The 12766-nt window shown below is 62.4% G+C and carries 10 protein-coding genes; 7 read left to right on the forward strand and 3 right to left on the reverse strand.

What is annotated here, in order from left to right; all coding sequences use genetic code 11:
* The first annotated feature begins 42 nt into the window (after positions 1-42).
* Complete coding sequence (locus ACWPW1_RS13665; protein WP_454253204.1) at positions 43-1692, forward strand: NAD(P)/FAD-dependent oxidoreductase; 1650 nt, start codon at positions 43-45, stop codon at positions 1690-1692.
* Complete coding sequence (locus tag ACWPW1_RS13670) at positions 1692-2423, forward strand: TrmH family RNA methyltransferase (RefSeq protein ID WP_454253205.1); 732 nt, start codon at positions 1692-1694, stop codon at positions 2421-2423. The genes ACWPW1_RS13665 and ACWPW1_RS13670 overlap by 1 nt, the downstream gene beginning before the upstream one ends.
* A 116-nt stretch (positions 2424-2539) precedes the next feature.
* On the opposite strand, the gene ACWPW1_RS13675 is transcribed toward ACWPW1_RS13670, so the two are convergent.
* A complete protein-coding gene (locus ACWPW1_RS13675; RefSeq protein WP_454253206.1) occupies positions 2540-4009 on the reverse strand; it encodes an FAD-binding oxidoreductase in 1470 nt (489 codons plus the stop codon).
* A 602-nt stretch (positions 4010-4611) separates the two neighbouring features.
* Between ACWPW1_RS13675 and ACWPW1_RS13680 the strand changes: the two genes are divergently transcribed.
* Genes ACWPW1_RS13680 through ACWPW1_RS13690 form a run of 3 tightly spaced genes read left to right on the forward strand, consistent with a single transcriptional unit; the run spans position 4612 to position 7669 of the window.
* Entirely contained in the window at positions 4612-5586 is a 975-nt protein-coding gene (locus ACWPW1_RS13680) for a Bug family tripartite tricarboxylate transporter substrate binding protein (protein WP_454253207.1), read from the forward strand.
* 59 nt (positions 5587-5645) lie between these two features.
* Entirely contained in the window at positions 5646-6137 is a 492-nt protein-coding gene (locus tag ACWPW1_RS13685; RefSeq protein WP_454253208.1) for a tripartite tricarboxylate transporter TctB family protein, read from the forward strand.
* A gap of 11 nt (positions 6138-6148) precedes the next feature.
* A complete protein-coding gene (locus ACWPW1_RS13690) occupies positions 6149-7669 on the forward strand; it encodes a tripartite tricarboxylate transporter permease (RefSeq protein WP_454253209.1) in 1521 nt (506 codons plus the stop codon).
* 459 nt (positions 7670-8128) lie between these two features.
* Here ACWPW1_RS13690 and ACWPW1_RS13695 read toward each other — a convergent pair whose 3' ends face one another.
* Both ACWPW1_RS13695 and denD read right to left on the reverse strand, forming a co-directional pair.
* Positions 8129-9535 carry a GntP family permease gene (locus ACWPW1_RS13695; RefSeq protein ID WP_454253210.1) on the reverse strand — a complete coding sequence of 469 codons (1407 nt, stop codon included), beginning with the start codon at positions 9533-9535 and terminating at the stop codon, positions 8129-8131.
* A 56-nt stretch (positions 9536-9591) separates the two neighbouring features.
* Positions 9592-10548: a D-erythronate dehydrogenase gene (denD, locus tag ACWPW1_RS13700; protein WP_454253211.1), complete on the reverse strand. Its 957-nt coding sequence runs from the start codon at positions 10546-10548 to the stop codon at positions 9592-9594.
* Between the two features lie 192 nt (positions 10549-10740).
* On the opposite strand from denD, the gene ACWPW1_RS13705 reads away from it, so the two are divergent.
* A complete protein-coding gene (locus tag ACWPW1_RS13705) occupies positions 10741-11448 on the forward strand; it encodes a FadR/GntR family transcriptional regulator (RefSeq protein WP_454253212.1) in 708 nt (235 codons plus the stop codon).
* A gap of 660 nt (positions 11449-12108) precedes the next feature.
* Positions 12109-12600, forward strand: coding sequence for a DUF4126 domain-containing protein (locus tag ACWPW1_RS13710; protein WP_454253213.1), 492 nt, complete (start codon positions 12109-12111; stop codon positions 12598-12600).
* Positions 12601-12766: the final 166 nt, after the last annotated feature.

Here is a 12766-nt window from a genome sequence, read left to right on the forward strand (position 1 = left end):
TCCTCCCTTCCTTTGCCGGAGTCACCGGCCAGGACTATTGTCATGATTCGCATCAACGAACTGTCGCTGCCGCTTGATCACACCCCCGACGAACTGCGCCAGGCCATCCTTGGCCGCCTGAACCTGCGCGACGCCGATCTCCTGAATTTCACCGTGTTCAAGCGCAGCTACGATGCGCGCAAGAAGAACAGCGTCATCCTGTTCATCTATATCATTGACCTGGAAGTAAAGGACGAGGCGGCGGTGCTGGCGCGCTTCGCCAATGACCTGCACGTACGTCCCGCCCCGGACACCGGCTATTACCCGGTCGGCCAGGCGCCGGCGAACTTGACCGAGCGCCCGCTGGTGGTGGGTTTCGGCCCCTGCGGGCTGTTCGCTGCCCTGCTGCTGGCCCAGATGGGCTTCAAGCCCATCGTGCTCGAACGCGGCAAGGATGTGCGCAGCCGCACCAAGGACACCTGGGCGCTGTGGCGCAAGAAGGTCCTGACGCCCGAGTCCAACGTACAGTTCGGTGAAGGCGGTGCTGGCCTGTTTTCCGATGGCAAGCTCTATAGCCAGATCAAGGACCCGAAGTTCTACGCCCGCAAGGTGATGCACGAGTTCGTCCGCGCTGGCGCGCCTGAGGAAATCCTCTATGTCAGCAAACCGCACATCGGCACCTTCCGCCTCACTGGGGTGGTGGCGGCCATGCGCGAGGAAATCATCGCGCTCGGCGGCGAAGTCCGCTTCGAGAGCAAGGTGACCGACCTGCTGATCAACGACGGCCAGCTCGAAGGCGTGGTGCTCGCCAATGGCGAGACCCTGCACAGCCGCCATGTGGTCCTCGCCCTGGGCCACAGCTCCCGCGACACCTTCCGCATGCTGCACCGCCAGGGCGTGTACATCGAAGCCAAGCCCTTCGCTGTCGGCTTCCGCATCGAACACCCCCAGGGCATGATCGACCAGGCCCGCCTGGGCAAGTACGCCGGCCACCCGGAACTGGGCGCCGCCGACTACAAGCTGGTGCACCACGCCAAGAATGGCCGCGCCGTGTACAGCTTCTGCATGTGCCCGGGCGGTACCGTGGTGGCCGCCACCTCCGAGCCGGGCCGGGTCGTGACCAACGGCATGAGCCAGTACTCGCGCAACGAGCGCAATGCCAACTCCGGCATCGTGGTGGGCATCAATCCCGAGCAGGATTTCCCCGGCGATCCGCTGGCAGGCGTCGAGCTGCAGGAGCGCCTGGAGTCGCGCGCCTACGAGCTGGGCGGTAGCGACTATTCCGCACCCGGCCAGCTGGTTGGCGACTTCATTCGCGGCGTGCCCTCCACCGAATTCGGTGAAGTGGAACCCTCCTACAAGCCCGGCGTGCGCCTGGGCGACCTGGCGCCGTCGCTGCCCCCCTACGCCATCGAGGCCATCCGCGAAGCGCTGCCCGCCTTCGGCAAGCAGATCCGCGGCTTCGACCGCCATGACGCCATCCTGACCGGCATCGAAACCCGCACCTCCTCGCCGGTGCGCATCACCCGTGACAACGACAGCCTGCAAAGCCTGAACCTTCGTGGTCTCTACCCGGCCGGTGAAGGCGCCGGTTATGCCGGCGGCATCCTGTCGGCGGGCGTGGATGGCATCAAGGTGGCCGAGGCCCTGGCCAAGTCGATGCTTGCGGATGCCGACGAGCAGCATGCCCCGCTGGCCCGAGCCGCTGGCTGATGAAGCTCGACGACCTCAAGAAACTCCACCAGAAGAAGTACCGCGCCGAATTCGGCCACTTCCTGGTGGAGGGCGAACATCTGGCACTCGAACTACAGAAGGCCGCGCTGCAGAATCCCCAGCTGCAACGTGCCGAACTCTATGTGACGGGTGCCTACGAACACTGGCGGAGTCCGTTCCGGACGCACCTGATCAGCGACCGGCAGATGGGGCAGCTCGCCGACACCAAGACCCCGCAAGGGATCCTTGCAGTGGTGCCAATGCCCGTACCTCTGACCAGCGCGTCGGTAATCGCCGAAGGCGAACGCGCGGTCTATCTGCACGAGATCCAGGACCCGGGCAACCTGGGCACCATCCTGCGTACCCTGGCCTGGTTCGGTGGCTTTCGCTGCCTGCTCAGCCCCGGCAGCGTCGACCCCTACAACCCCAAGGTGGTCCGCGCCAGCATGGGCGCCATCTTCCATACGCCGCTGGAGCTTGACGTCGAACTCGACGGCTTGCAGGAACGCTTCCCTCGCCTCGCCTGCTTGGACATGCACGGCGAGCCCGTGCAGTCGGCCCAGTTCAAGGCCTTCGACTGTTACCTGTTCGGCAACGAGGCCCGCGGCGTTCCTCGTGAACAACTCACCGCCCTGAACGCTCAGCCCTTCACCATCGGCGGCTCGGGGGCCATCGAGTCCCTGAATCTGGCGGCGACGGTGAACATGTGCGCCTATGAGTTGAGCCGGTAGCGGCCAGCGATTACGAATCGATCGCCGCTCCGTCGGTCTTGCGGTGCGGCGAGTTCCGCCTAGCAGCAGCGTGAGCGCAACGCCTCATTCAGGCCCAGTACCGGTCGACCTGACTCTCAAAGGCGTGCCTGCCCTTTGATCAGGGACTCATCGAATTCAGGATCTTCCTCGAACACCTTCCCAGGATTCATCAGCCCGGTCGGATCCAGGGCCCGCTTGAGGGTACGCATCAACTCAAGTTCCAGAGGCGTCTTGTAATGGCGGGCGGCTTCGCGCTTTGCCTGACCGAGACCGTGCTCGGCACTGATGCTGCCGGCAAAGGTCTGGGTGACCCCGTAGATGAGGTGCATGATGGCCTCGGCCTGAGCCTTGAAGGTGGCGTCGGAGCTGCCTGGTGGTTTACTGATGTTGTAGTGCAGGTTGCCATCGCCCACATGGCCATAGCTGACGATACGCACGCCGGGAAAGGCCTCCAGCAGACGGCGATCGGCGACCTCGATAAAAGCCGGGATGCTGCTGACCGGCACGCTGATGTCATGCTTCAGGCTTGGGCCTTCGTGATTTTGCGCTTCGGAAATCCCCTCCCGCAGCGCCCACAGCGCCGCTGTCTGGGTCTCGTTGGCGGCCACCACGGCGTCGAGGATTTCGCCCTGTTCCATGGCTTCTCCCAATGCCTGTTCGAGGTGCGCTGGCAGGGACGCGTCGGCCCGGGTATCACTTAGCTCAATGAGCAGGTACCAGGGGTGTGTCTCCTGGAAGGGATCGCGGCAACCTGGTACGTGATCGAGGACGAACTGGACGCTCTGGCGTGACATGAGTTCGAAAGCGCTGAGGCGATCGCCACATTGCGCCTTCATGCGCTCGAGCAGCGCTACCGCCGCCTGCGGCGAAGACAGGGCGACCCAGGCGGTGGTCAGGCTGCGAATGGCCGGATACAGCTTGAGCACCGCGGCGGTGATGATGCCCAGGGTACCCTCGCTGCCGATGAAAAGCTGCTTGAGGTCGTAGCCGGTGTTGTCCTTGCGTAGCCCGCGCAGGCCGTCCCAAATGCGACCGTCGGCAAGGACCACTTCCAGGCCCAGGGTCAGGTCACGCATGTTGCCGTAACGCAGGACCGCGGTGCCGCCGGCGTTGGTCGCGAGGTTACCGCCCACCGTGCAACTGCCCTCGGCGCCTAGCGACAGTGGAAACAGGCGCCCGACCTGGGCGGCTGCCTCCTGCAGGCTGCGCAGGATGACACCGGCTTCGACGGTGATGGTGTCGTTGGCCGGGTCGATGGCGCGGATCGCCCTCAGCCGGGTCAGCGAGATCACCACCTGGATGCCGGAGGCATCCGGTATCGAACCGCCACAGAGCCCCGTATTGCCGCCCTGGGGGACCAGCGGAATCTTGGCCGCATGACATAGCCGTACCACGGTGGCGACCTCGGCGGTGCTGGCGGGACGTACTACCACGAGCGCCCGGCCACGATAGGCATCGCGCCAGTCACTTAGATAAGCCGGTAGTACCGCCGCATCACGAACCAGTCCGGCCGGGCCAACGACCGCTTCCAGGGCTTGTAGCAGGGCAGCATGTGCAGGGGACATGAGTTCTCTCCGGGTGCATGGTCTGAAAGCTGATCGATCAGGGCGGTGTCACGGGCGCGGGCGGCTCCTTTGATCGGTCCAGCAAAGGCGCCGCGAAAGCGGGCTTCGTAGCCAACCGCCCTCTTCCACGCAGACTTCAATCTCGTTTGCTTGCGCCTTGCTAGAACTCAGCTCGTTCAGACAAGGCTCAGATATCGTCGATAACAGTTTTAGAAACTTGTACTTACAAATTGGCTATCCATTAGCCATATAAGGTCTTGCTGTTTAAACCCTCATCCCGGCGCTTACTTTCGAACACACTTCCTAAGCATTGCACATTGACAGCATAGGGCGCGGTTGATAGAAATTGGCAGTCATACGATGACATATGACTGCCGTATTTAAACAATAACAGAGATCACTGTCATGCCGACTCGAGAGACCTTCCGCCCATTGTCGCCACGGCCTTAGGCCCTGAACGCGCGCCTCCGTCCACCACGTTCCCAGGCGCTATCGCCTGAGGCATTGGCTGCAGTGGCGGTTGCTCAGGTGCAGCCCATGGCTGGCGATATTGGCAGAGGGATTCGGCTCGAATCGGCCAGTTTTCGACCAGGAGCCTATCCATGATAAGAACAATTCGCGCCTCCCTTCTTTCCGCCGCCGTTGCTGTAGCGACCTTCGCTTCCCATCAGGTGGCCGTGGCTGCTGACGTCAAGTGGCCGACCCGTCCGGTGCAAGTGGTGGTGATCGCCAATCCTGGTGGAGACACCGATTTCAATGCTCGGATGATGGCCAAGTACTTCAACAAGATCACCGGCAAGACCATGGTGGTAACCAACGTTGCCGGCGGCGGTGGCACCCTGGCAGCCGAACAGGTCAAAGGCGCCGCTGCGGATGGCAATACCCTCCTCTTCACCCACCCCGGGCAATTGATCGTCAACGAGGTGGCCGGTTTGTCGGAGGACGGCTATGAGGCCTTCGACGTGGCCTGTATCGCCGGCGTGGACAAGGGCGCGATCTTCGTGGCGTCGAAGCAGTCGGGCATCACCAGTGTTCCGGACCTGATCGCGAAGGCGAAGGCCAAGCCGGAAAGCATCACCTACGGCACGGAAATGGGCAGCTTTTCCCATATCCAAGGGCTGATGTTCGAGAAGATCACTGGGGCCAAACTCAAGATGGTCGATGCCGGCACGGTATCGGAAAAGGTCGTCGCCCTGCTGGGCGCGCGTATCGACCTCGGCGCCATCAGCTACGGCTCGGTTCAGGACTACATCAACGGTGGCCAGATGGTCGCCCTGGGTCAGCCCAATGCCGAACGCAACGCCATGCTCGGCGACGTACCCACCTTCAAGGAACAGGGTGTGGACTTCACCATCGACAAGCCCTATGTCGTGGCCTTTCCCAAGGGCACGGATCCGGCCATCGTCGGCAAGATGGCCGACGTGATGAAGCAGATTACCGAGATGCCGGAATATGCCGAGGAGCTGAAGAAGTTCAAGCAACCGGTGGCCTATTACGGTACGGCGGATGCCCGGGCGATTCTCGCCAAGACCCGCAGCGACTTCATGGAATTCAAGGACGTATTGCGCACGAAGTGATACCCCGGGTTGGTCGCTGCACGCGGCCAACCTCCCCTTCGATCTCATGAGGTTTGCCGATGGCTATCGACAAGAAGAAAGAAGTGACGGTCGGGGTGATCATGCTGGGCGCGGCGCTAGGCTATCTGTTCATCTCGCTCAAGCTCCCCAACCACACCGGCATAGATGCCGCCTTCGTTCCGACTCTGCTGGCGGTCATGCTCTGCCTGCTCGCGGTGCTCCAGTTAATCAGTGTCTTCAAGACCGAACAGGCGCCGGCCGAGGGCGTTCCCACGGCCGGGGATGAAGATTCGCCACGCCGCCTGGACGTCGCGACCCTGACCAAGACGCTGGCCCTGATCCTGGGCTACATCGCCCTGTTGAGTCCGATCGGTTTCCCGATCATGACCGCCCTGTACCTCTATCTGCAATTCATCGTGCTGACGCCACAGGAGCAGAAGGTCACGCACGTCACCTATGCGGTGATCGCCCTAGTCACCTCGGCCGCGACCTATCTGCTGTTCCGGGAGGCATTCGATCTTCTGTTGCCCGCCGGATTGACGAATTTCTAGGAGTTTCGAGCATGCTGGATCTTTTGCAGCAAGGTTTCGGCGCAGTGTTCTCGCTGAATATCATGATGTTGATGGCGATTGGCGTGGCTGTGGGTATCGTCTTTGGTGCCGTCCCTGGTCTTTCGGCCACCATGGCCGTAGCCCTGTGCCTGCCCCTGACGTTCACCATGGGTCCACAGGCGGGGTTGTCGCTGCTGGTGGCGCTATTCATCGGCGCCACCTCGGGGGGGCTGATCTCGGCGATTTTGCTGAAGATTCCCGGAACCCCCTCCTCCATTGCGACGGTTTTCGATGGTGGTCCGCTCATGGAGCAGGGCCAGGGCGTCAAGGCGCTGGGGATCGGCATCGTGTTTTCCTTTCTGGGGACCCTGTTCAGCATTGCGGCGCTGATGCTCATCGCGCCGGAGCTGGCCAAGGTGGCACTGCGCTTCGGCCCCCACGAATACTTCGCGATCGCCGTTTTCTCCCTGACCCTGATCGCGACCCTCTCGGCGGGCTCCATGGCGAAGGGCCTGTTTGCCGGTGCCCTGGGTTTTGCCGTTTCCACCGTGGGTATCGCACCCGTGGAAGCCATCCGCCGCTTTACCTTCGGCTTTTCCGAACTCAACGGCGGCTTTTCCATGCTGACGGTGATGATCGGCATGTTCGCCGTGGCCGAAGTCATCAAGCTCGCCGAGAGCGGACGCCAGGGCCAGGCCGGCAAGGCCCGTTCGGTGAGCATGAAGAACATCAAGGGCTTCGGTTTTTCCCTTCGGGAGTTTCGCGAACAGCTACCCAATGCCTTCCGCTCTGGACTGATCGGCCTAGGGATCGGCATCCTGCCCGGCATCGGCGCAGGTACGTCCAATCTGGTGGCGTACATCATTGCCAAGAAACGCGCCAAGGATCCGGACTCCTACGGCAAAGGCAACATCGGCGGCGTGGTAGCCAGCGAGACGGCCAACAACGCCGGCATCGGCGGCGCCATGATGCCGCTGATGACCCTCGGCATCCCGGGCGACACCGTGACTGCCATCATGCTGGGTGGCTTCCTGATCCACGGCATTCAGCCGGGTCCGCTGCTGTTCATCAGTCAGGGGCCACTGGTCTACACCATCTTCGCCGCCCTGATCGTCGCGACCTTCATGATGCTGTTCATGGAATTCTACGGTCTGCGCCTGTTCATCCGGCTGCTGGACGTGCCCAAGCACATCCTCCTGCCGATCATCCTGGTGCTCTGCGTGGTGGGTGCCTTCGGGCTATCCAGCCGGCTGTTCGATGTCTGGGCGATTCTGGGCTTCGGCCTGCTCGGTTATGTGTTCAGCAAAGCCGGGATGCCGGCCGCGCCCTTCATCATTGGCTTCATCCTGGGGCCGATGGCCGAGACCAACCTGCGTCGGGGCCTGATGTTGTCGGACGGTAACTTCCTCGCCTTCCTGACCAATCCGATCGCCGCTTGCTTCCTAGGCCTGGCGGCCGCGTTCATCGTGTGGCAGATCTACAGTGCCACTCGCACCAAGAAGAGCGCCATCGGCGAGATCCTGCGCTCCTGACGCCCCGTCAGAGACCAGGCTGCTTGCGAAGGGCCTGGTTCTGTCCTTCAACCAGGAATACTTCGAGAGGACGTCGATCTTTCCATCGTCCTCTACCGGGGCCATCAGGAGGACAGTGCGTTCATCACCCGCGAAGTTGCCACGCCGATCGGCCTCGTGGTCGCCGCCCCCTCCTTTGACCAAGACCGGTAGGCAACGCCAGGTGCGCGTGTCCGCGCGCTCCGGGAATCGACACAGGCGCGGTTGGCTGGACCGGTCGCGCCTTTCATGGATCCCAGACCTGGGCTGACAGACCAGGTCCAATGCAGGGCGCGAAGTTCGGAATGACCTTCTTCAAGGCGACCGGAGCAAGCCTCGATGCCGGAAACTAGTCATCTCTCAGCTGGGCACGACATCGAGCAAACCCTTCGGCACCCAAGCAGGAACTCGATCGCTCCTACCGGGATACGCCAACACCTGTCAGCCGAGGATGGCGTTGAACACCAGTAGCGTTAGCAGCGAGCTGAGCCAGCCAAGCGTACTCGGCACGGACCAGGTCAAAAGCTGTTGCTTGGCGTTCTTGACTCCGAGCATCCGGTTGACCACCCAGAAGTAGCTGTCATTGAAGTAGCTGAAGACCATCGAACCGATGGCCGCGGCCTGGGCAGCGAACACCATGTTGACGTCCGGAATCGCGGCGAGGATCGGTGCGGCAATGGAAGCACCGGTGATCATCGCGACCGTTCCGCTACCCTGGATCAGCCGCACCAGCGAGGCGATCACGAAAGGAATCAGCACCGCCGGCATCGGCAGAGTGGCTACCCACTCACCCATGTACTGGCCCGCACCGCTGTCGCGCAGTACCGCACCGAGCGCTCCGCCGGCGCCGGTTACCAGCAGGATGATGCCAGCGCTTTCCACGCCTTTCTCCATCTCCGCTATGACTTCATCGCGTGGCCGACGCGGCACCAGACCATAGAGCGCTGCAATCACGCCGAGCCCCACGGCGATGACGGGATTGCCGACGAAGGCGACGGTTTGCCCGAACAGGCTCTGGACGATGGTGGTGTCACCGTTGAGCTTGGCGACCGTGCCGACAAGGGTGTTGGCGAAGATCAGCAGGATGGGCAGCAGAATCGGCAACATCGAAAGCCACAGCGGCGGCAGATCGGCCTCTCGCGCATCGGCACGTTCCAGCACCTCGCGATAGGCCGCGGCCGGCTCGACCGAGGGCTGGCCACTCTGGGCGATCATGGCCTCGATGCGCGGGCCCATGATGCGCGCATAGGCTACCAGTACGAACATCCCGGGGATGGTGAACACCACGCCCCAGAAGATCATCAGGCCAATATCGATATGGAATATTCCGGCGATACCCAGCGGACCTGGGGTAGGCGGCACCGCATGGTGCGTCAGCATCAGACCACCCGCCAGGGCGATACCCAGCGTGAGCACGGATTTGCCAGTGTTTCGCGACAGGGCGCGCACCAGCGGGTTGAGGATGACGAAGGCCGAATCGCAGAAGATCGGTACCGAGACGATATAGCCGGTGACCATCATCGCCCACTCTTCGCGTTTGCTGCCCAACCAGCGGACAAAGCTGTAGGCCATGCGCTCGGCCGCGCCTGACACTTCCAGCAGGCGGCCCATCATCACCCCGAAGCCGATGACCAGGCCGATCGTCGACAGTGTCGCGCCAAAGCCGGTGGTAATGGATTTGACCAGCGCGTCGGGTGCCATGCCGCCGACCAGGCCAGCGATAGACGCGGCGATGATCAACGCGAGCAGCGCGTGGATACGCGTTTTCAGGACCAGTACGATCAGTACCACGATGGCCATGACCAAGCCGACCATCAGCTGTGGACCGGCGATGGAAGTTGCGCCCATTGGAGATTCCTCTTGTTGTTATTAGATGCAGCGACGGCGACAGCAGCGCCGCCTGGTCAGCGATCCATGTCGCGTTGGTGCGCCCTGACGACGCTGTCGAAGTCCGCGTCGACAGCAAAGCCCAGTTGAAGCGGGCGCTCGATGTCAAAATTCCCAGGCCAGCTGCAGACGATGCGCTGCACTCTTTCGTCCGGCTCAAAGCCCACTCGCGCACGCGCCGTTTCGCCGCCGACCCGAGCAAGGCTGTCGAGCATTTCGCTGACACTGACGCTGATGCCAGGCAAGTTCAGCGTGCGGCGCAAGCCCAGCGCACTGCCGTCCAGGCGGGCAGCATGGATCAGATTGTCGATAACGGTCTGTGGCGAAGACAGCCAGAGACGAGTGTCGAGCGGCACCGGACAGTTGCTTGCCTCGCCCGCCAGAGGTTCGCGCAACATCCCACTGGCGAACGACGAGGCCGCGGCGTTGGGCTTGCCAGGCCGCACGGAGATCGTCGGCAAGCGGCACACACGGCCGTCGACGAAGCCCTTGCGCGAATAATCGTTGATCAGCAGTTCCGCCATCGCCTTTTGCGCGCCATAGGAGGATTGCGGCAACGGCGCGAGCGATTCGGGGACCTGCTCGGGTAGGGGTCCGCCGAATACAGCCAGGGAGCTGGCGAAGACGAAGCGTGGCATCTGCGCCTGCTGGCGGCAGGCCTCGAGGAGGATTCGAGTGGCGTCCAAGTTGACCCGCATGCCAAGGTCGAAATCGGCCTCGGCCTGGCCGCTGACGACCGCGGCCAGGTGATAGACCAGGGTTGTATCCGAATCGATCAACGAGGCGATGAAGCCTGGATCGGAAATGTCACCTGTGTAGGAGACTACTCGCGAATCTTCGAGCGGACAGGGCGCCAGGTCGACCGACACGAGGGTACCGCCAGCCGGCAGCAGGTCGTTCGTAGCGGGCGCAAGCAGCGCCTCGATCAGGCGGGTACCGAGAAAGCCGGCACCGCCGGTTACCAGGATCTTCATGCATCGCACTCCACTTCAGGAGAATATTCGGGTCGTGATGCACACGCCCATTCTTGTTATCGACGAATCAGGTGACAGCTATTTGTCATCTTGTATGATGAATTTTCTATCGATGCAACCCTTCATCCCGCCCTCCTTCGCTCAGCTAAGCTGGAAAGATGGGTGTTCATCCACCGTGAGACCTGAAAAAACATGCTGAACGACGCCACCCCTAAACTGGCCGAACAACTGGCCAAGCGCCTGAGCACGGCGGTTCATTTAGGGCAGCTCGCCGGGGGAACTCGGCTGCCTACCGAACAAGCGCTGGGCGAGCAATACGGGGTCAGCCGCACCGTGGTGCGTGAGGCCATATCGATGCTCAAGCGCGAAGGCATGCTCACGTCGCGGCAAGGCAGCGGTACCTTCGTCGTCCCTAACCCGTCCGTGGCGCTACGATTGTCGCCGCCGCAGGGCAACTTCGAGGCCGTGGTGGAAATCCTTGAGCTTCGTAGCGCGCTGGAGATCAAGGCCGCCGAGTTGGCCGCGGCACGGCGGACCAATGCCCAGCTACGAGCTATGCGCAACGCCCTGGCCGAACTCGACGAAGCGGCCGAGCGAGGTGAGGATGGCGTACGCGAAGACCTCGCCTTTCACCGGTCGGTGGTAGCGGCAACGGGCAATCAGCATTTCCTGGAAACTATCGATTTCCTGCACCAGCTGGTGCAGCAGGCGATCAGGGTGACCCGCCGCAACGAGGCGCGTGATGCCCGCTACATGCATCAGGTCAACCAGGAGCACCAGGCACTGCTGGAGGCGATCGCTGCGAGTGACAGCGAGGCGGCACGGCGAGCGGCCTCTACTCACCTGCAAAATGCCGAAGCCCGTCTGCGTGAAGCACAAAACGAAGCCGATACTCTTTAAGAACAAGGACCACGAGAGGCCTACCCCATGACAGCCAGGTCCCGCGTTGGGAGAGTTGGCCTCGGCTTGTATTCATCACCCTCTATCGCTCAACGGTGCTCCCTGCCCTAGGGCTTGCCCACTGGACTTCCTTTCCTCCTCCGCTACTGTCGCTCAGGGCGCGATCGATAGCGGGCGAAGCCGGGAATGGGGTGCGAAAAGGTGCGGCAGGGTACGAGCGCTGCGCCTGTTAGTGCCTTGCCGTCATTAACGGGAACAATGCGCGATGTACTATCACACCCACTTCTTTGCTTCGACATGGGCGTCGTAGTTGTCTGGGGTCAAGAGACTTAACGCCATGGCTGCGCCATGCTCGATCAGTATGCCGTGACAGTTTGATCCTCGAAGGCGCGGTAGAGACTGCTTATTGAGATGCCGAGGTATTGGAGGCGCGGGAAAGGTCGCGGGACACCCCGGTAGCGTCGCGTAAGCGCTTCGAACGCCTGGTCTTTGTGGGCGGGGTCCTTGGTAGAGCCGAGGATTTCGCCGCCGAGCCGAGCGTTCTCAGCAGCGGTGCTCCTACGCGACTTCTGGCGCGTGGGTACGACCTTCGGTGCCATCAAGCTGAACAGTCCCGTGCACACCCGGTCCGTATGGGAACAACCACCGGGAGAATCGACGATGACGACAGCCAGCAATCTGTTGTGGGGCGCTGTGGCGATTGGCGTGGTGACTGGCATGCGCAGCATGTTGGCGCCGACCATGGTCAGCCAGGCGCTGGCCGAGCGTGCAGGCATAGCGGACGCCGGCGAACCCGCGCGCACCCTCGCGTCGCACCGCGTACGGCGCTACGTGATGCCCCTGGCCGCCGGGGAGCTATTGGGCGACAAGATGCCCTTCGCCCCAGACCGTACCATCGCGCCATCGATGCTGGTTCGTGCCATATCGGGTGGTGTCAGCGCGGCAGCACTGGCAGGTGCGCGGCGGCAACCGATAATGCTGCCGGCACTGATCGGTGCGACCGCCGCCTGTATCGCCGCCAAGGTTGCGATTGATCTGCGCAAGCGCTACGGCACCAACGCCTGGCTCAATGCGGGTCTTGGCGTGGCCGAGGATTGCATGGCCGTATCGTTGGGCAATGCCGGGTTGCGTCGAGCACTACAGGATTGCTAGGCCGAAGGTTGCACGCCGCTCGCAATCAGCGCTTCGGTCTGGTCTGTCCAGTACGGCGTAGGCGGCAGGACAGGAGATATCAGCTCATCGGTATCGCTTTCACTGCATAGCGTCCCGTGGTGAAGAGACCTGGCTCATCTGCTCGAATGGCGACGAGCCAGCGTCC

It is taken from the genome of Pseudomonas sp. Marseille-Q7302 (genome assembly GCF_965111925.1).

Coding starts and splice junctions, on each gene's coding strand:
- ACWPW1_RS13685 (WP_454253208.1), top strand. CDS start 5,646: ATGGCTATCGACAAGAAGAAAGAAGTGACGGTCGGGGTGATCATGCTG.
- ACWPW1_RS13690 (WP_454253209.1), top strand. CDS start 6,149: ATGCTGGATCTTTTGCAGCAAGGTTTCGGCGCAGTGTTCTCGCTGAAT.
- ACWPW1_RS13665 (WP_454253204.1), top strand. CDS start 43: ATGATTCGCATCAACGAACTGTCGCTGCCGCTTGATCACACCCCCGAC.
- ACWPW1_RS13705 (WP_454253212.1), top strand. CDS start 10,741: ATGCTGAACGACGCCACCCCTAAACTGGCCGAACAACTGGCCAAGCGC.
- denD (WP_454253211.1), bottom strand. CDS start 10,548: ATGAAGATCCTGGTAACCGGCGGTGCCGGCTTTCTCGGTACCCGCCTG.
- ACWPW1_RS13670 (WP_454253205.1), top strand. CDS start 1,692: ATGAAGCTCGACGACCTCAAGAAACTCCACCAGAAGAAGTACCGCGCC.
- ACWPW1_RS13710 (WP_454253213.1), top strand. CDS start 12,109: ATGACGACAGCCAGCAATCTGTTGTGGGGCGCTGTGGCGATTGGCGTG.
- ACWPW1_RS13695 (WP_454253210.1), bottom strand. CDS start 9,535: ATGGGCGCAACTTCCATCGCCGGTCCACAGCTGATGGTCGGCTTGGTC.
- ACWPW1_RS13675 (WP_454253206.1), bottom strand. CDS start 4,009: ATGTCCCCTGCACATGCTGCCCTGCTACAAGCCCTGGAAGCGGTCGTT.
- ACWPW1_RS13680 (WP_454253207.1), top strand. CDS start 4,612: ATGATAAGAACAATTCGCGCCTCCCTTCTTTCCGCCGCCGTTGCTGTA.